Source organism: Salinibaculum rarum (assembly GCF_030505615.1).
In the GTDB taxonomy this organism is placed as follows: domain Archaea; phylum Halobacteriota; class Halobacteria; order Halobacteriales; family Haloarculaceae; genus Salinibaculum; species Salinibaculum rarum.
This window is the reverse complement of the sequence record NZ_CP129992.1, coordinates 1,927,731-1,944,340: the sequence shown is the minus strand read 5'-3', so window position 1 is coordinate 1,944,340 and position 16,610 is coordinate 1,927,731. Positions and strand designations below refer to the sequence as shown.

The following is a 16,610-nucleotide window of genomic DNA, read 5'->3' as shown; positions in this document are numbered from 1 at the left end:
CCCTGCCAGCGGTCCGCCTTCCGGTGGGGCGGACGCCCCCGTTTTATGCGCGTCCGACCCCTACTACCCAGCATGACTGACGACGTGCGGGAACTGCGCGTCGAGGGCGCGCGCAAACGCGACGCTGGACGGGGAATCGCGAGACTCCCCGGTCACGTCCAGAGTACCCTCGGCATCCTCAGTGGCGACCCGGTACTCATCGAGGGTGAAACTCTCACCGTCACCAAGGTCTGGCCGGGCGACGACGACGGTGACGTTATCCGCATCGACGCGGACACCCGCGCCAGCGCTGGCGTCACCATCGGTGACACCGTCGACGTTCGGCGGGCGTCCGTCGAAGACGCGACCAGCCTCGTCCTCCAGCCGGCCGACGAACACGCAAACGAGACAGCCTCGACAGAGGGACTGCGCCGCCGGCTGGTCGACAGACTCGTCCGGCCGGGCAAACGCATCCGCATCCAGGGCTACGGCGCGTACGTCGTCACCGAGACGAGTCCGACCAACTCCGTCCGGGTGACACAGAACACGACCGTCACGCTCCGGCCGGAAATCGCCGACGTAGCGAGCGCGACGCCAGACAGCGAAGACGGCACACAGCCAGCGGCCGAGAGCGAGACGGGCATCACCTACGAGGACATCGGCGGCCTGGACGACGAACTCGACCAGGTCCGGGAGATGATAGAACTGCCGCTGTCGGAGCCGGAACTGTTCACCCGCCTCGGCATCGACCCGCCGAAGGGGGTTCTGCTGTACGGCCCGCCGGGCACCGGCAAGACGCTCATCGCCCGCGCCGTCGCCAACGAGGTCGACGCCTACTTCGATACCATCTCCGGGCCGGAAATCGTCTCGAAGTACAAAGGCGAGAGCGAGGAACGACTGCGAGAGGCCTTCGAAGAAGCGGAGGCAAACGCCCCGGCTATCCTGTTCGTCGACGAAATCGACTCCATCGCCGGGGCACGCGACGACGACGCCGACATGGAAAATCGCGTGGTAGCGCAACTGCTCACGCTGATGGACGGCCTCGAAAGCCGGGACGAGGTCGTCGTCATCGGTGCGACCAACCGCGTCGACGCCGTCGACCCTGCGCTTCGCCGCGGTGGACGGTTCGACCGCGAAATCGAAATCGGCGTGCCGGACGAGGGCGGCCGCCGCGAAATCCTGGACGTCCACACCCGCGAGATGCCACTCGGCGACGACGTGGACTTAGACCGCATCGCCGCCCGGACCCACGGTTTCGTCGGCGCGGACGTGGCCTCGCTGGCACGGGAAGCCGGCATGTCCGCACTCCGGCGTGACCCCGAGGACCTCACCGTCACCAGAGCCGACTTCGAGACGGCGATGGCCGGTGTCGAACCGTCGGCGATGCGGGAGTACGTCGCCGAGTCGCCCACCGAAACGTTCGACGACGTCGGCGGGCTCGACGACGTGAAAGAACGCCTCCGGGAGGCCGTCGAGTGGCCACTCGCGTACGGACCGCTGTTCGAGGCGGCCGCGACGGACCCGCCCGCGGGCGTGCTACTCCACGGCCCGCCAGGAACGGGGAAGACGTTGCTGGCGCGGGCTATCGCAGGTGAGAGCGGTGTCAACTTCATCAGCGTCGCCGGCCCGGAGATTCTGGACCGCTACGTCGGCGAGAGCGAGGGCGCGATTCGGGACCTGTTCGAGCGCGCACGGCAAACGGCCCCGACAATCGTCTTCTTCGACGAAATCGACGCTATCGCCACGGCACGCGGTGACACACACGAGGTGACCGAGCGGGTCGTCTCGCAACTGCTCGCCGAACTCGATGCCGTCGCCGACCACCCGTCGCTGATCGTGCTCGCGGCGACCAACCGCAAAGACGCGCTCGACCCGGCACTGCTTCGCCCGGGCCGACTGGAGCAACACATCGAGGTGCCTGCCCCAGACGAGCGCGCTCGGCGGGAGATTCTGGACGTCCACACCGCCGACCGGCCCCTCGCGGCGGATGTCGATATAGAGGCTCTCGCGGAAGAGACGGCTGGCTTTTCCGGCGCTGACCTGGCGTCGGTGCTCAGACTCGCATCCATGCGTGCGATTCGGGACGTGGCAGCCGACATCGACCCCGCCGACGCCGCGGCGCGGGCTGGCGACGTGACCATCACTGCCGAACACATCGACCAGGCAATGAGCGAACTCGGCGAAAGTCGCTGACCTCGCCAGCGACACGAGTCCAGGTACCGCTGTTCGACAATGAAGGGACCTCAGCAGAATATTCTGGGCGAGGACACGGTCGAGGATGCCAGCGGACATGTTCGGCCATCAGACGTATCCCTGGCAGTCACCGAGTGATATGATATGAGATTGATACGCCGAGAGCGTCAGCGAACGGACTCGATTGAAACACTGCCGGACGGTGACCGCGCATGAAGCGTCGAACCTTCGTCGCGACCACGGCTGGACTCGGAACAGCACTGCTTGCCGGCTGTTCCGGCGACAGTGACACTGGTGACGGCAGCGGGAGCGGCACCTTCCGGCTGCTGATTAGCGACCAGCCAGCAGCCATCGGAGACTTCGACTCGCTCGAGGTCACCCTCTCGTCTGCCCGCGTCTTCCGGGCCGACGAAGACGACACTTCCGGTACACCGACCGAGACGCCAGCAGAGAGTCCCGAGCCAACGACCGAAAGCACCGAAGACGGAACAGCGGAGACTGACGAAGACGACGAAGACGGCGAGACGGAGGGGTTCGTCGAATTCGACCTCGACAGTCCGACGATAGACCTCACGCAGGTCGTCGGCGACCGGGCTATCCCCGTGCTGGAAGGCGAACTCGAGGCGGGGCGGTACTCGGGAATCGAACTCCGCGTGGCCAGCGCCGAGGGCGTCGTCGACGGCGAGACCGTCGGCGTGAAGGTGCCGAGCAACCGCCTTCGCATCGTCAAGCCGTTCGAGGTCACCGCAGACGAGGAGCTGAGTTTCGTCTTCGACATCAACGTCGTCCAGAAGGGGCCGCGAGGGGACTACAATCTCCTGCCCGTCATCGGGAAAAGCGGTGTCGCAGGCGAAGACGTCGACGTCGAAGAGGTCGACAGCGACGTCGAGGCCGAAACGGGAACGCCCGACACCACCGAAACAGCCCAGTAATCCGATAGAACTGGCGGCTGGCTGGTCTCTCTCGAGACAGGCGTCGTTGGAACTGTGCTGAAACATTTTTAGCCGCGTTACCCGCGGTGTCCAGTATGGACGACCGCAGGGCATCGAACCTCGGCACCGGCCTCGGCCTCGTGTTCGGAGGCGCAATCGGGATGCTGGTCGGTCTCGTGGTCGGGACCGACCTCGTGTCACCGCTTAGCTACGGGACCGGGGGCGGTATCATCGTGGGTGCACTCGCCGGGCGACTGGTCCGTGCGAACCGCGGCGAGGACGACTTCGCTGTCCGGGTAGCCGGGGGCTGTGCGACCGTCGGGCTGTTCGTCGGGGCCGGCGTCGGAAGCGTCGGCGCGTGGGCTGTCGATGCCAGTCTCACGATGGGCGCGGCTATCGGTGCCGGCGCCGGCATCGGACACGGACTCGCCGTTGGCAGTCTCCTGCTTTCGACGCTGGACCGGCCGGAGTCAGCGGAGTGATTGGGATGGGCTACCGTACGTCGCACAGTTTTGTCGTCTGACATCCACTTTCGATGGGTGTTCGAGTTCATGACGTCCCACCACTACATCGACGAGGACTGGACGGCCGGTCACAGCTCCCCGTCAACGACATCGAGAACGCCGGCCAGGGCACACCACACGCCAACGAGACTATCGAGACCGCCGACCGGACGGCCTGGACACCCAACAACAGCACGGATATCGAGATGGCGCAGGTGCTATCGGCGGACATCGAACGGCGAGAGAACTGAAAACGGAGACCGAAGTGAGGTCGAGACGCGCCGAGAGCGTGACCGAGACGAGGAGTCGACCGAACGGCCGTCCGGACGACCGCCGGTCGACCGACGCCGTCGAGGTGGCCGGGAGCCCGCGAGGCCGTGCAGCGAGTGTTCGCCGGCATCGACGTGAAAAGCGCGTTTGCCGGCAGCAGACTGTGGGTTCTGCCCGTAAATAAATGTCCCGTTGCCGTCGCTATCGCCGGTCTGCCAGCGCCGGAAACTCCTCGCGTCGCTCGGCCACCCGAGATGGGTCCAACTCGGCCGAGACGAGCGTCGCCTCGTCGCCGGCACTCGCCAGCGTCGTCCCCCACGGGTCGTAGACCGCCGACCGGCCGAGCAAGCTTGCGTCCTCGAACGTACCGACGCCGTTTGCCGCGACGACGTACATCAGGTTCTCGACGGCTCGCGTCCGCGGGAAGAGCTTCCAGTGTTCGACGCGCGGATACGGCCACGCGCTCGGGACGAGGGTGAGCGTGACGCCCGCATCGACCAGCCGCCGGTAGAGTTCTGGGAATCGCAGGTCGTAGCAGGTCGTGGTCCCGATGGTGAACCCCTCGAACTCGACGGTCTCGATTGTCTTCCCAGGCGTCAGCAACTCCTGTTCGGCCGAGTCGTAGCCAAAGAGATGGTGTTTGCGGTAGACCGCCCGTCGCGTGCCGGTTCTGTCGAAGAAGACGGCGGTATTGGCCAGCCCGTCGTCGGCCGGCGTCTCGAAGCCGGCCGCCGTCGACGCAGCGAGGTCCTCGACGATACTCCCGGCCAGCACGGCCACGTTCTGGGCTGTGGCCGTCTCGGCGATACGCGTCAGTGTCTCGCCATCGAGTGGTTCGGCGCTGCGGGCGTACGTATCGAACGCGAAATAGCCGACGGTGAACAGCTCGGGAAGGACGACGAGGTCCGCGCCGTCGGCCGCCGCCCGCTCGATAGCGTCGCATGCACGCTCGACGTTGCGGGTCGGCCGAGCGGCGTCGACGGCCAACTGGGCGAGGGTCACCTGCATCTCACAGCCCCAGTTCGTCGTTGAGGGCGGTTTCGAGGTTGTCGAACTCCGTCTCCATGTTCCGCTTGAAAAATCGCTCCACGCCGGGGACCTTCCCGTCGACGATGAAGGTGTTTGTCAGCCGGGTCCCGCCGTCGATTTCGACCAGTTCGTGTTCCCCGACGACGTGCATCACTTTCGACTTCCCGACGAATTCGACGTAGGTGGGTGGCTCCCGGACCTGTTCTTCAGTTTCGACGCGGATGGTGCGGTCGATGACCGGAATCGGGAGCTTGATGTGCCAGATGGCGCGGTCCTCGTCGTCCAGTTCGAAGTCGTCGACGACGCTGATCGGTCGGGCCCGTTTCTCCGGGTCGGCGATAAACGCCCAGACGTCTTCGATGGGTGCCTGCACCTCGACGACTCGCTCGACCCGGACTGTCATGGATATGGGTTTCGGGACAGGAGTGAAAAAACTCGCGTTAGCCCTGCGTGACCCGCCAGGTCGTCGACCGGGCGCGGCCCCACTTCTCGATTTCGACCTCCTCTGTCTCTTCGGCGAGTTTGGGGAGGCGGGCACCGACCTGCTTCGACGTGAGCCCGAGCTGTTTGGCGATGTTCTTCGAGCGGAAGTAACTCTCACCACGGGACACGCTCTTGCGGAGATACTCCAGAATGCGGCGGTCCTCCTCGCTCAGGTCAGTCATCGGTAACTCGTTGGTGCTTCAGACTCTTAACGGTTTATTTGCGCCTAGTTGTCGAACATGTGCAGCACGGCGATGGCAAGCCCGCCACCGACGACCGCGACGGCAAAGGCGACACCGGAGTACAGTTGCATCTGGTGGTCGCCGTTCAGTGCATAGAGGTACGACGTGGCGAGCATCCCGAGTGTGCCAAGCAGTGCGATGACGCCGAACGTGATAGACAGCCCGAGACTCTTGTCTGAGGCCTGCGTTGTCTCTGCCATACGAACTCGTTTTTCCGTTCGGTACTTATGTCATGCGACTCCGTGGCGTCCGACCGGTCACAGTGTCTGAACGGTCCAGCAGTACCCGAGAACACCTGCCTACGTGATGGTGATGTGGTCTGACTCCTCGTCGAGTGCGAGGTTGGTCGCGATTTCGGCATTGCGCACGGCGTACTGGGCGGTCTGCTGGAGGCTCACGAGTACCTCACGGACCTGGAGCAGTTGTTCGTTGTCCATCTCCGGGAGGTCGGAGAGAATCTCCTTCTCGCGGTCGCTGATTTCGGCGAACTTCTCGCGGACCTCGATTGCCGTATCGTAACTGCGCTCGACGACGGCCTCGACGGCGAGTTCGGTAATCTCGTTGACCTGGTCGGTAAACTCCCGGATTCGCCGCATCGTTCCCGATTCTACGTTGAGTGCGTTGTTTTCCGCCTCCAGTGCAATCTCCGCGATGTCCTCGGCGTTGTCGGCGGTCAGTTCGAGGTTCTTCGCCATCGACCGATAGCCGATAAGCGGGAACCCGTCGTCGAGTCCGACGGAGCGAGCGAGGTTCGGGTTCTGGTAGGCCGTAAAGATGAGCCGCAGGAGGAGGACGAAAATCTTGTTCGCCTGGCGTTCCCGGTTGAGCGCGCGCTGGGCCAGGTCCGGGTTGTTGTGTGCAAGCGCTTTGACCGCCTCGTTTCGCATCGTACTCCCGGTCGATTCCAGCCGCTCCATGAGGTTGTCGAGCGTGAAGTCCTCGGGGTCGACCGAGCACCGAATCGCGATGCTCTCCGGCGTCTCCTCGATGACACCCAGCCCCATCAACTGGGTCTCCGCGTTGTAGACAGCGTTGATGTGCGTGCTCTCGAGAGACTCGCCCTCCGCGGCGTCGACGTGGATGATACGCCGCCCGAGAACGTACTGTGCGACGATTGCGCGCTCGACAGCGTCGGCGTCGAGCCCCGTCGCCTTGATGACCGCCTCCGACTCCTCGGCGGTGACAGATTCCGGCATCACCGTCAGCGTCCCCTTCCCACCGATGCGGAGCGAAACCTCGTCGCCCTTGTCTACGTTCTGGGCCTGTGCCCACTCCGCAGGCAACGTCATCGCCAGCGTCGATGGACCGAGCCGCTGGACTTTCCTCGTTTCCATACCGGTGGAAAGCGTGCATCAAACCTTAATCTTGTCATTATTACCTTAGTGTCACGGTCGTTCATGCATCATACAGGGGTAGAGATTATACACCGCGACAACCGGTCTCAGACCAGTTCCACCAGGCGGCGCTCGAACCGGCCGACGCGGACCTGATGCCACCCGCGGAGTTGCTCGTCGAGTTCCTCGTCGCCCGTATCCGCCATGAGAACACCGATGTCGTCGAGTTTGCGGCGGGACGCGACGATTTCGACCGACGACTGCTCGATGACGGCGGGGGAAATCTGTTGGTTCCCACGGCCAAAGACAAAGCCCTGTCCGCCAATCGGTGAGACGACGATGACGTTCTCGTCGCCGAGCGCGTCGAGAATATCCGATTCGGCCGCGTCGTGTGCCAGTAGTTCGCCGTCCCGCCAGACGTCGACGCCGAGTGGCGTCCCATCGATGTCCAGCTCCGATTTGATTTCGCCGACGGTGCTGCCCGGCCCGAGGACGTAGGTCACGCCACGTTCGATTTCGTCGACGAACCCGTCGGCGATGCCACCGACACTCCCGCTGGCGAGTTGCTTGCTCGACTGGCGTTGCTCTGCAACGGGCACCGTGGCTATCGCACGCAGTTCGGTCCGAACCTCCCCCTCCCGATAGTCGTCTTCGTCGATGTCGTTGACTTCGGCCCGGGTAGTCTGCTCGAAGGTCGCTGCCACGACGCCGGCCGCCCGGGGCGAGACGGCAAACACCGCCGAGTAGACTTTGACGCCCGCCGGGACGCCGAGAATCGGGGTGTCATCATCCAGTTCCGAAAGTGTCTCGGCCACGTCAACGGCCGTCCCGTCACCGCCGGTAAAGAGGACGATGTCGACGTCGCACTCGACGAACGCCCGGACCGCGGCCCTGGTGTCGGCGGCGCTGGTCGTTCCTGTCCCGCCACTGGGGACGTCGACAGTATCCGGGTTGAAACCGGTGTCCCGGGCAGCGTCTTCGCCCATCTGTGCGGGTGCGGCGACTATCTCGACTGGCGTGTCAGTCTCCGAGATAGCTTGGAGGGCGTCACGAGCGCGGTCGGGTGCGCGTGGCGTGGCCCCGCGAGCGCGGGCCTGTTCGACTTTCCCGTCGGTCCCTTTCAGCCCGACGCGGCCGCCCATTCCCGCGATCGGATTCACGACGACCCCTATGCGGCGCATACGCACGATACAGCGAGTACGATGAAAAGCAAACCGGAACGTCTTAACCGTCCGCACTTCGAACTGCCGAGTATGAGTGTGCTACTGACGCAAGCGAACGAAGTGGCTGTGCAGGGTTCCGTCATCGATGCTGCCGGGTGGGTCGTCCTCCTCGGTGGCGTCCTTCTGACCGCGTTCTGGCTGCGCTCTCTCGGGCGATAACTGCGCTCACTCCGGTATTTCGACCTGCTCGGCGAGCCACTGCTTTGCATCCGCGACGGCCCCTTCGTCTTCGCCCTGTATCTTCAGACGGACGGTCTCGCCGGGGTAACTGCCGACGGTCACGCCAAATTGCTCTTGGACCTCGATGAGTCGGTCGATGAGGGCACTCTCCGGTTCGTCGGCTTCGACGGTTGCCGTAAAGCGGTCGACACCGGTGAAGTCCTCGGCAATCACCTCGAACATCCCTTTCATCTCGTCGGGAACGCCGGGTAACACGTAGACGTTGCCGATATTACACCCCGGTGCGACCCCGTTAGGGTTCCGGATGAACTCCCCGCCTGCTGGGAGTGCTGCGGTGCCATCGGCAAGTTCCTCCCGGACGTACCCCCCTTCTTCGGCGAGCCACTGGAGCGCCGCCTCGCTCTCTTCGAGTTCGCGACCGAAGGCAGCAGCGACGCCGTCCATGGTGACGTCGTCGTGCGTAGGCCCGACGCCGCCAGTGACGATAACGGCGTCGAACTCGGCACGCTGTTCGTTGACCAGCCGGGCAATCTCGCCGACGCGGTCCGGGACGACCGTGACGCGGTCGACGTCGACGCCGCGCTCGGCGAGCTGTCGACCGAGCCAGGCAGCGTTCGTGTTGACGGTGTCGCCGGCGAGAATCTCATCACCGACGGTGACCAGCGCGACGCGCATACCGGTACCTCGGACCGGAGCGTAAAATCACCACCGGCTCCGCCACCGACGATTCACATTCCCGGTGGCGGACCGTCGTTGTCGAACTCGTCGTCGTCGTAATCGATGTCGATGTCTATCTCTTCGCGCTGGGCTTCCAGCCCCCGAATCTGTCGGAAGTAGTAGAGCCCGCCGACAAGCCCGACCAGGAGCGCGATGATGGCAAGCCCCGCAAAGAGCAGCAGGTCACGTTCGAGGTAGTACCGGGTGTTTACCCGGCCGTCCGAGAGGTTCCCCCACCGAACGGTCATCCGGTCGTCCTCGACCGTACTGTTCCAGTTGCCCGGGTTGGCCTGCGAGAGCAGCGGAATCCCGACGCGTGCGCCGGGTGGGAGGATGACCTCGTGTGACCCCTGTGTGAACACCGGTGACCGGAACTGCTTGCCACTCCGGGATGCAGTGTAGGCGACTTTCCCGCGTGGCTCCGGGACCGTAATCTGGGTCCGGTCGCCGCTTCGCGTCGCAGAGAGGTTCCCGTGGGTCGCGTTGACGACGGTCCCATTCTCGTATTGGTACTGGAGCGAGCGCAGATTGACCGGGTTGTCGCCCTCTATCGCATCGCGTTGCCAGACCTCGACGGTCTCGTTGGTCACGTTGACGACTGTCGCGTACGACGACCGGGAGATGTCGAAGGTCACGTTCGCCGACGTGTCCCACTCGTAGGTCGCGTTCTCGGTGAGCTGGTCCTCCGGAATGTCCGAGGAGCCAAACCCACACCCGGCTACGGTCGCGGCGAGCACGAGCGCACCGAGCGCGAGCAGGCGTTTACGTCTCATGGCACGACACAGAGCAGCTCTGCGGGGAGATACTCGCCGACGCTGGCGAGCAGTCCCGGTGGGTCGGTCCCCTCACGGCAGACGACACTCTGTTCGAGCAGCCCCAGCCGCTCGACGGTCACGATGTCCTGAGCGTGGCCGGCGCGATTGACCGTCGCCCGGACTTCCGAGCGCGTCGCGCTGTTTATGTTCAGACGACCGGTTCCACGGGTCCACTCGTAGAGGCGGTCCTGCTCCTCGTCGGCGAGTCGTGGCGGGTCGCCGACGACGAATCTGAGCGGCATGTGCTGGACGAGTCCAAAGCGGGTTCGAATCTGCTCGGGCGACCCCTGGCCGAGTCCCAACTGGTCTGTGGGAATCCGCACGCGCTGGCCGGCATCGAGAACGAGTCCGTCGTCGTCCCACGACTCGAGGGTGCCGACGTGGACCTCACCGTCTTCCAGGTGCGGCGTAATCTCGCCCCACTCCTCGCGGAGGAGGTTGCGTGCGACGACCGCGTCGTCACCCTCGACGGTGACCGTCGGGAAGTCGTCGTCGCGGTGCCCGACCTCGAAGGTAACGTCGAGTCCGTCGAGCGTGTTGGCCACCATCGATTCCAGACCGTCGAGTGCGCGGTCGCGGGCGTCGCCAGCGACGTACACTTTTGTAGCAAGTACGACCATCAGATTTCGGCGTTTGCCGTCTCCACGTTGAGTTCGTCACGCAGTTCGTCGATGCGCGTCTCCATCGCATCCACGAGGCGGGTGTTCTCGAGTGACTGGAGTTCGCTTCCACAGTCGGGACACTGGAAGCCAAAGTCCATCGCTTCGCCGAACTCGAAGCGGATACCACACTCCTCACAGAGGTAGAACTCGTGGTTTCGCTCGTACTCGCGGCGGTTCTCCAGTGCGGTGAGCAGGCGGTGCATCTCGGATTCGAGTTGCTCGGGAATCGCGTCGTACTCGAAGGTCCAGAGGTAGGTGAGCCACCCCGAGTCCTCGTCGCGGAGTCGTCGGTACGTCGCCAGGTCGTTCTCGTAGAGAATGAAAAGTGCCCGGCGAACGTCGTTGAGTTCGAGTCCGAGTTCCTCGGCGAGTTCCTCGTCGGTCACTTCCCCGTCCGGGGGCGCTGCCGCGACTGGCATACCCTTCGGGCCGACGAGTTCGTGGAGGTACTTCTGTATCACAGGGTCCTCCAGGAGTTCCTCAAAAGCCATTACGGTAACAACCGGGTGTAACGTGGTTAAAACCATCGGGATGGCCCCGCGGTCGATTTGTTATCCTGCGAGTTACTCGCGCTCTTCGACGCGCTTTCCCTCAGCCTGGGGAACGACTTCCCGCTCGGCGTCGTCCCACTCGCGGTCCAGTTCCGTCCCCTCGAACAGTCTGTCCAGAAACACGGCGAGAGAGGCCACCTCCGAGTGGGGCTGGTTGGTCACGCCCACGTTCCAGTCTGCGGCGTCGTAGACGTCCCACGCGACCTTCTCCGCGCCGACGACGACGAGTAGTGGCTCGCCGCCACGGTGACGGTCGCGTATCTCGCCTTCGACCTCCTGGACGGGGAGCCCGTACATCGTCAGGTGGACGATTGGACCGTCCCAGTTGTTGAGACGGGCCATCGGTTCGTCGGTCGTCTCCACAGCGAAGGGCCCGCCAAAGCGGTCGGTGATGTCGACTATCGTGTCCGCGCGGCTGGCTCCCTCCTGGGCCAAAATCACGCGGTCGGCACCGAGTGCGCGTGCCGTCAGCCCGACGTGGGTCGTCATCCGCTCGTCTCGGCCGGGGCGGTGCCCGAGACGGAGGACGACGACCTCCGGTGTGTCCTGCATACACGCCTTCTCGGGAGCGGTCGGTTAGGTGCTTTCGGAGCGCGACTGTCCGCGAGTGGCGCCGCTGCACTCGATGTCAGACGATAGTGACTGGGATGTCAATGCCGTGGAGCACGCGCTCGGTCGTACTCCCCAGCAGAATCGTCTTGAACGACGAGTGGCCCCGCTCGCCGACGTAGACACAGTCGATGTCGTGTGTCTCGATGTACGCGAGAATCTCCTCGCCGGGAACGCCTTCTTCGATAGCGGTCTGGACCTGTACGTCTGCATCGCGAGCGCGCGATTCAATGGCTGTGATGGCCTCCTCGCCGGCTTCCCGGAAGTTCTCTCGAACCTGGTCTGGGTTGACGATGGCGTTGTCGTAGGCCGTTCGCGTCTCGATGACGTAGAGTGCGTGCAGCGTTGCCCCGTAGCGAGCCGCGACGTCGATGGCGTGGGTCGCCGCTGTGGTGGCGTGGTCGCTCCCGTCGGTGGCAACAAGAACGTGGTCGTACATGTCTCAGGGGATGGCGCCCACGAGCTAAAACCTCCGGGGCGACCAGCCTGCCGACCCCTCGCCGACAGTCTCAGCCCCCGTCGCGCTGGCGTTCGCGCGGGTCTTCGACGAACTTCCGGCCGTTCAGGCGTTTCTTGTCGCCGCTTGCGGTTTTGATGAGCAGTTCTGGCCCCTTGTGGCGCATCTCGACGATGTTCAGGACCGTCTCGAAGGTCCAGCCTTTCACCCGCGCCACGCCTTCGCTGTCGAGTTCAATGAAGGTTCGGGGCGTCTTCTGGTTGCCAAACGACCACTCTTCGTCGCCAAATTCCATCGTCTCACCCTCGATTTGGCCCCAGGTGAAGACACACCGATACTGCGTCCGCGGCTCGTCGCTCCGGTCGTGGTCGACGCGCGTCGCCTCCTCGAAGTCGAACCCACAGTGGCTGGCCCACTTCTCGAAGTGACTGTGGTCGAACTGTTTGTTGGTCGCACCATCCCGCGTCTGGCGCGTCCAGATGATGTGCGATTTCGAGGGTTTCCCGCGAAACGAGCCGTTCGTCACATCCCAACTTCGACTGGCCGCGTTGATAAGCGTAATTGCCGCCGCATTGACAGTCCCGTCGGGCGGCGGTGGCCGGCGGCACCGAGCGGACCGGACGATTATAATGGTGGCCGAGCAAGTATGACCTGATGAATCTCGAAGACCATGCCGAGGAACTCGCCTCCGACCTCGGTGTTGACAAAGCGGAGGTCAAAGACGATCTGGAGAACCTCGTCTCCTACAGCGTGCCGATGGACGAGGCAAAGCAGAGTCTCCGCCGGAAGTACGGTTCCGGTAGCGATTCCGGTGGCGGCGGTGCCCCACCGAGCAAAGACATCGCCGACGTGACGACCGACGACAGCAGCGTCTCGGTGACCGCCGTCGTGCTCACGGTCGGCAAGCGCTCGATTCGCTACCAGGGCGACGACCAGGTGATTCTGGAGGGGAAACTCGCCGACGAGAGCGGGCAAATCTCCTACACGTCCTGGGAGGAGTTCGACATCCAGCCCGGCGACACCGTCAGCATCGGCAACGCCGGGGTCCGGGAGTGGGACGGCCACCCCGAACTCAATCTCGGCGAAAGCACGAGCGTCGAGACCGCCGACGAATCGCTCGACGTGCCCTACGACATCGGCGGCGATGCCACACTCACCGAACTCCACCCGGGTGACCGTGGCATCAACGTCGAGGTGACCGTCCTCGAGTCCGAGTCGAAGGTCATCGACGGCCGCGACGGCGAGACGGAGATTCTCAGCGGCGTGCTGGCCGACGAGTCGACACGGCTCCCCTTCACCGACTGGGACCCACACGCCGAACTCGCGGAGGGCGAATCCGTCCGCATTGAGGATACGTTCGTCCGGGAGTTCCGCGGCGTCCCGTCGGTGAACGTCTCGGAGTTCTCGACGGTGCAGCGACTCGACCGGGCTATCGAAGCGCCCGAGACGGCACAGCAACTCTCGATTCGGGACGCCGTCGAGTCGGGCGGGCTCTTCGACGTGGAACTGGTCGGCAACATCATCTCGCTGCGGGACGGTTCCGGGCTCATCGAGCGGTGCCCGCAGTGCAGTCGCGTCGTCCAGAACGGGCAGTGTCGCAGTCACGGCGAGGTCGACGGCGAAGACGACCTGCGGACGAAAGCTATCCTCGACGACGGAACCGGGACGGTCACGGCCATCCTGGACGAGGAGATTACCGAAGCCGTCTACGGCGGAGACATCGAAGACGCGAAAGAACACGCCCGCGAGGAGATGGACAAGGAAGTCGTCGCGGACACCATCGCCGACCGAATCGTCGGCCGGGAGTTTCGCATCCGCGGCTCACTCAGCGTCGACGAGTACGGCGCGAACCTCGAAGCCGCCGAGTTCACCGAGGCCGAAGACGACCCCGCAGCGCGTGCCGAGGCGCTGCTCCAGGAGGTGACGACATGAGCGAAAGCGAGCAAAGCGGTGCCGGCCGCCGCGAGGTCGCGTACCGTCTGTTCGCCGCGGAGTTCGACGACGCGGACTTTTCGTACTCCGAAAGCGACGAGGAACGCGCGCCCAACTACGTCATCACGCCGACGGGCGCGCGTGTAAACCGACTCTTTGTGGTCGGTGTTCTCACCGAAGTCGAACAGGTCAGCGAGGACGTGCTGCGCGCTCGCGTGGTCGACCCGACGGGCGCGTTCGTCCTCTATGCCGGCCAGTACCAGCCCGACGAGCAGGCGTTTCTCGACAGCGCCGATACGCCGATGTTCGTCGCGCTGACCGGGAAGGCCCGCACCTTCCAGCCGGACGACTCCGAGCAGGTGTTTACCTCCGTCCGACCGGAGAGTATCAGCGAAGTCGACGCCACGACGCGGGACCGCTGGACGGTCCAGACCGCAGAGCAAACCATCGACCGCGTCGGTCACATGGCGACGGCGCTCTCACTGGCCGTTCGCGGTGGGGACCTCCGAACGACCCTCGAAGACAACGGCGTCGACGACGGACTGGCCGCCGGTATCCCGCTGGCTATCGAGCACTACGGGACGACAGGCGCGTACCTGTCGGCACTGCGAGAGCTCGCGGTCGACGCCGCGCGTCTCGTCGCCGACGAAATCGACGAAGTGGAAGGACTCTCGCTCGACCCCGGACAGGGTGACGACGACGACCTGCACTCGCTTGCTGACACCGATATAGACGTGTCCGCAACCGCCGGAATCGCCGCCAGTTCACCAGCCGAATCGAGTGGCGGAGACGAACCTTCGACTGAAACAGAGCCAGAAACAGTCGACACCTCGACCGAGACGGCAGCGGCCGAGACATCCGACATCGAGAGCGGCACCGACGCGACCGACTCGACGGCTGAAGTGTCACAAACGACGACAGATACCGCATCGGAGACAACCGAGCCGGACGCGTCAGAGACGGCACTGGAAGCGGAGACGACGACAGCGGAGACGACGACAGAAACGACAGACACACCCACTGAAACAGCGGCCACCGAGTCAGCGACGGGAACGTCGACCGAGGCTACCGGCTCGGAGGGTGTCGAGACGGACACCGGAGAGCCAGCGGCAGCCGGGACTCCCGGTGGGTCCGAAACCGGCGTCGAAGAGACCGGTGCCGACGATGCGGAAGCGCAGCCGACAGCCGCGGCCGAGGACACTGACGCCGGTGCAGACGCCGAAGACGACATCGGCGACTTCGAACCCGGCGAGTTCGAACTCGACGAGGACGAACGCGAGGAAATCGAGGAGGAGTACGGCACCGAGTTCCAGAGCGGGACAGACGTACCAGACCCCGGCGAGGCAGACATCGAAACGCCCGACCCGGAAGAGCTGGCCGAAGCCGAGCCCAACAATGAATCCGGCGAGGAGTCGCCAGCCCCCGCCGGAGCGGCCGAGCCAGCCGAAATAGAGAGCGAGAACGAACCGAAATCCGAGTCTGAAGTTGCAGACACCAGCGACGGCGAAACAGACGACGCGGCGGACACGTCGGAATCGGCCGAGGACATCGACCTCGAAGAGGCGACTATCGACGTCATGGAGGAACTCGACGACGGTACCGGTGCCGAGCGGGAGACGGTCGTCGAGACGCTCGTCGAGCGCCACGGCGTCAGTGCCGACGAGGTGGAGGAAGCTATCCAAGACGCGCTGATGGACGGCCGGTGTTACGAGCCCGACGACACGACTGTCAAACCCATCTGATGGTGGTCGAGCCGGTCCCTGATTTGCCCGCCGCCGTCGTCGACTGTGGGGACGAGCGGGCGCTCGTAGTAGCCGACTTTCACGCCGGAATCGAGGTCGGACTTCGGCGGGAGGGTGTCGAACTCGACAGCCGTGCCGACGAGCGCCGCGAGCAGTTGCTCGCACTCGTCGACCGGACGACACCCGACCAGCTTGTCGTGCTCGGTGACCTCGGCCACGCAATCGGCACCCCCTGGGACGACGAACGCGATGAAATCGCCGATTTGCTCGCCGCAGTCACTGAGCACGTCCCGGTCACACTCGTGCGGGGCAACCACGACGGGGACATCGAGACACAAATCGAGCACGCCGACGACGCCAGACTCGTGCCGGGCCATGGGATGCGAATCGGGTCGGTCGGCTTCGCGCACGGCCACACCTGGCCCAGCCCCGACGTACTGGACGCAGAGATTCTCTGTACTGCCCACGAACACCCGGTCGTCAAACTCGAAGACGAGGTCGGTGGCGGCCGCGTCGAGCGTGTCTGGCTTCGCGGGGACTGCAATCCCGAACCGTTCGAAGCGTTTCACGACCGTGACACCGCCACCCCGGACGAACTCGTCGTCTTCCCCGCGTTCAACGACCTCTCGGGCGGAACCTGGGTCAACGTCGCCAGCCAGGAGTTCCTCTCGCCGTTTCTCCCCGACGGGCTCGCCGACGGGCAAGCGTATCTGCTCGATGGGACTCGCCTCGGCCGATACGACACGGTCTGAGTTGG

At 64.6% G+C, this 16,610-nt stretch carries 21 protein-coding genes; 8 read left to right on the top strand and 13 right to left on the bottom strand.

The genetic code is table 11. From position 1 onward, the window contains the following. Positions 1-72: 72 nt before the first annotated feature. From QYL91_RS10290 to QYL91_RS10275, 4 genes are all read left to right on the top strand, one after another. Complete coding sequence (locus QYL91_RS10290; protein WP_302080414.1) at positions 73-2,172, top strand: CDC48 family AAA ATPase; 2,100 nt, start codon at positions 73-75, stop codon at positions 2,170-2,172. Between the two features lie 212 nt (positions 2,173-2,384). Continuing rightward, positions 2,385-3,104 (top strand): DUF4382 domain-containing protein, encoded by a 720-nt coding sequence (locus QYL91_RS10285; protein WP_302080413.1) that lies wholly within the window; start codon positions 2,385-2,387, stop codon positions 3,102-3,104. A gap of 95 nt (positions 3,105-3,199) precedes the next feature. Beyond that, entirely contained in the window at positions 3,200-3,586 is a 387-nt protein-coding gene (locus QYL91_RS10280; RefSeq protein WP_302080412.1) for a hypothetical protein, read from the top strand. Positions 3,587-3,639: 53 nt separating this feature from the next. After that, positions 3,640-3,858, top strand: a complete 219-nt coding sequence (locus tag QYL91_RS10275) for a hypothetical protein (protein ID WP_302080411.1) — start codon at positions 3,640-3,642, stop codon at positions 3,856-3,858. A 220-nt stretch (positions 3,859-4,078) separates the two neighbouring features. Here QYL91_RS10275 and QYL91_RS10270 read toward each other — a convergent pair whose 3' ends face one another. From QYL91_RS10270 to QYL91_RS10245, 6 genes are all read right to left on the bottom strand, one after another. After that, positions 4,079-4,885: a carbon-nitrogen family hydrolase gene (locus tag QYL91_RS10270; protein ID WP_302080410.1), complete on the bottom strand. Its 807-nt coding sequence runs from the start codon at positions 4,883-4,885 to the stop codon at positions 4,079-4,081. A 1-nt stretch (position 4,886) separates the two neighbouring features. Then, on the bottom strand, positions 4,887-5,309 hold the full coding sequence (locus QYL91_RS10265; protein ID WP_302080409.1) for an SRPBCC family protein: 423 nt from the start codon (positions 5,307-5,309) through the stop codon (positions 4,887-4,889). Positions 5,310-5,346: 37 nt separating this feature from the next. Then, positions 5,347-5,571, bottom strand: coding sequence for a DUF7123 family protein (locus tag QYL91_RS10260; protein ID WP_302080408.1), 225 nt, complete (start codon positions 5,569-5,571; stop codon positions 5,347-5,349). Positions 5,572-5,615: 44 nt separating this feature from the next. Continuing rightward, positions 5,616-5,831, bottom strand: coding sequence for a DUF7525 family protein (locus tag QYL91_RS10255; protein ID WP_302080407.1), 216 nt, complete (start codon positions 5,829-5,831; stop codon positions 5,616-5,618). A gap of 99 nt (positions 5,832-5,930) precedes the next feature. Continuing rightward, entirely contained in the window at positions 5,931-6,965 is a 1,035-nt protein-coding gene (locus QYL91_RS10250; RefSeq protein WP_302080406.1) for a phosphate uptake regulator PhoU, read from the bottom strand. 107 nt (positions 6,966-7,072) lie between these two features. Then, positions 7,073-8,146, bottom strand: coding sequence for an ATP-NAD kinase family protein (locus QYL91_RS10245; RefSeq protein ID WP_302080405.1), 1,074 nt, complete (start codon positions 8,144-8,146; stop codon positions 7,073-7,075). 72 nt (positions 8,147-8,218) lie between these two features. Between QYL91_RS10245 and QYL91_RS10240 the strand changes: the two genes are divergently transcribed. Next, complete coding sequence (locus QYL91_RS10240) at positions 8,219-8,347, top strand: hypothetical protein (RefSeq protein ID WP_302080404.1); 129 nt, start codon at positions 8,219-8,221, stop codon at positions 8,345-8,347. Positions 8,348-8,353: 6 nt separating this feature from the next. On the opposite strand, the gene QYL91_RS10235 is transcribed toward QYL91_RS10240, so the two are convergent. The 7 genes from QYL91_RS10235 to QYL91_RS10205 all read right to left on the bottom strand — a co-directional run bounded on the left by QYL91_RS10235 (position 8,354) and on the right by QYL91_RS10205 (position 12,705). Further along, positions 8,354-9,043 carry a competence/damage-inducible protein A gene (locus QYL91_RS10235; protein WP_302080403.1) on the bottom strand — a complete coding sequence of 230 codons (690 nt, stop codon included), beginning with the start codon at positions 9,041-9,043 and terminating at the stop codon, positions 8,354-8,356. A 53-nt stretch (positions 9,044-9,096) separates the two neighbouring features. Beyond that, positions 9,097-9,858, bottom strand: coding sequence for a DUF5803 family protein (locus QYL91_RS10230; protein ID WP_302080402.1), 762 nt, complete (start codon positions 9,856-9,858; stop codon positions 9,097-9,099). Continuing rightward, the gene (locus QYL91_RS10225) at positions 9,855-10,520 is read right to left on the bottom strand and encodes a DUF2110 family protein (protein WP_302080401.1); all 666 of its coding nucleotides are present in this window, start codon (positions 10,518-10,520) and stop codon (positions 9,855-9,857) included. Before QYL91_RS10225 ends, QYL91_RS10230 begins: the two co-directional genes overlap by 4 nt. Next, a complete protein-coding gene (locus QYL91_RS10220) occupies positions 10,520-11,053 on the bottom strand; it encodes a transcription factor (RefSeq protein WP_302080400.1) in 534 nt (177 codons plus the stop codon). The genes QYL91_RS10225 and QYL91_RS10220 overlap by 1 nt, the downstream gene beginning before the upstream one ends. Before the next feature lie 72 nt (positions 11,054-11,125). Further along, on the bottom strand, positions 11,126-11,665 hold the full coding sequence (locus QYL91_RS10215; RefSeq protein WP_302080399.1) for a tRNA (cytidine(56)-2'-O)-methyltransferase: 540 nt from the start codon (positions 11,663-11,665) through the stop codon (positions 11,126-11,128). 76 nt (positions 11,666-11,741) lie between these two features. After that, positions 11,742-12,161 (bottom strand): universal stress protein, encoded by a 420-nt coding sequence (locus tag QYL91_RS10210; RefSeq protein WP_302080398.1) that lies wholly within the window; start codon positions 12,159-12,161, stop codon positions 11,742-11,744. Between the two features lie 70 nt (positions 12,162-12,231). Beyond that, the gene (locus QYL91_RS10205) at positions 12,232-12,705 is read right to left on the bottom strand and encodes a hypothetical protein (RefSeq protein WP_302080397.1); all 474 of its coding nucleotides are present in this window, start codon (positions 12,703-12,705) and stop codon (positions 12,232-12,234) included. A gap of 128 nt (positions 12,706-12,833) precedes the next feature. Between QYL91_RS10205 and QYL91_RS10200 the strand changes: the two genes are divergently transcribed. The 3 genes from QYL91_RS10200 to QYL91_RS10190 are packed head-to-tail and all read left to right on the top strand — an operon-like array spanning position 12,834 to position 16,605. After that, complete coding sequence (locus QYL91_RS10200) at positions 12,834-14,111, top strand: Single-stranded DNA binding protein (RefSeq protein ID WP_302080396.1); 1,278 nt, start codon at positions 12,834-12,836, stop codon at positions 14,109-14,111. Continuing rightward, positions 14,108-15,853 (top strand): hypothetical protein, encoded by a 1,746-nt coding sequence (locus tag QYL91_RS10195; protein WP_302080395.1) that lies wholly within the window; start codon positions 14,108-14,110, stop codon positions 15,851-15,853. The genes QYL91_RS10200 and QYL91_RS10195 overlap by 4 nt, the downstream gene beginning before the upstream one ends. After that, a complete protein-coding gene (locus QYL91_RS10190; RefSeq protein ID WP_302080394.1) occupies positions 15,853-16,605 on the top strand; it encodes a metallophosphoesterase in 753 nt (250 codons plus the stop codon). Before QYL91_RS10195 ends, QYL91_RS10190 begins: the two co-directional genes overlap by 1 nt. The last annotated feature ends 5 nt before the right edge of the window (positions 16,606-16,610 follow it).

Coding starts and splice junctions, on each gene's coding strand:
- QYL91_RS10290 (WP_302080414.1), top strand. CDS start 73: ATGACTGACGACGTGCGGGAACTGCGCGTCGAGGGCGCGCGCAAACGC.
- QYL91_RS10285 (WP_302080413.1), top strand. CDS start 2,385: ATGAAGCGTCGAACCTTCGTCGCGACCACGGCTGGACTCGGAACAGCA.
- QYL91_RS10280 (WP_302080412.1), top strand. CDS start 3,200: ATGGACGACCGCAGGGCATCGAACCTCGGCACCGGCCTCGGCCTCGTG.
- QYL91_RS10275 (WP_302080411.1), top strand. CDS start 3,640: ATGGGTGTTCGAGTTCATGACGTCCCACCACTACATCGACGAGGACTG.
- QYL91_RS10270 (WP_302080410.1), bottom strand. CDS start 4,885: ATGCAGGTGACCCTCGCCCAGTTGGCCGTCGACGCCGCTCGGCCGACC.
- QYL91_RS10265 (WP_302080409.1), bottom strand. CDS start 5,309: ATGACAGTCCGGGTCGAGCGAGTCGTCGAGGTGCAGGCACCCATCGAA.
- QYL91_RS10260 (WP_302080408.1), bottom strand. CDS start 5,571: ATGACTGACCTGAGCGAGGAGGACCGCCGCATTCTGGAGTATCTCCGC.
- QYL91_RS10255 (WP_302080407.1), bottom strand. CDS start 5,831: ATGGCAGAGACAACGCAGGCCTCAGACAAGAGTCTCGGGCTGTCTATC.
- QYL91_RS10250 (WP_302080406.1), bottom strand. CDS start 6,965: ATGGAAACGAGGAAAGTCCAGCGGCTCGGTCCATCGACGCTGGCGATG.
- QYL91_RS10245 (WP_302080405.1), bottom strand. CDS start 8,146: ATGCGCCGCATAGGGGTCGTCGTGAATCCGATCGCGGGAATGGGCGGC.
- QYL91_RS10240 (WP_302080404.1), top strand. CDS start 8,219: ATGAGTGTGCTACTGACGCAAGCGAACGAAGTGGCTGTGCAGGGTTCC.
- QYL91_RS10235 (WP_302080403.1), bottom strand. CDS start 9,043: ATGCGCGTCGCGCTGGTCACCGTCGGTGATGAGATTCTCGCCGGCGAC.
- QYL91_RS10230 (WP_302080402.1), bottom strand. CDS start 9,858: ATGAGACGTAAACGCCTGCTCGCGCTCGGTGCGCTCGTGCTCGCCGCG.
- QYL91_RS10225 (WP_302080401.1), bottom strand. CDS start 10,520: ATGGTCGTACTTGCTACAAAAGTGTACGTCGCTGGCGACGCCCGCGAC.
- QYL91_RS10220 (WP_302080400.1), bottom strand. CDS start 11,053: ATGGCTTTTGAGGAACTCCTGGAGGACCCTGTGATACAGAAGTACCTC.
- QYL91_RS10215 (WP_302080399.1), bottom strand. CDS start 11,665: ATGCAGGACACACCGGAGGTCGTCGTCCTCCGTCTCGGGCACCGCCCC.
- QYL91_RS10210 (WP_302080398.1), bottom strand. CDS start 12,161: ATGTACGACCACGTTCTTGTTGCCACCGACGGGAGCGACCACGCCACC.
- QYL91_RS10200 (WP_302080396.1), top strand. CDS start 12,834: ATGAATCTCGAAGACCATGCCGAGGAACTCGCCTCCGACCTCGGTGTT.
- QYL91_RS10195 (WP_302080395.1), top strand. CDS start 14,108: ATGAGCGAAAGCGAGCAAAGCGGTGCCGGCCGCCGCGAGGTCGCGTAC.
- QYL91_RS10190 (WP_302080394.1), top strand. CDS start 15,853: ATGGTGGTCGAGCCGGTCCCTGATTTGCCCGCCGCCGTCGTCGACTGT.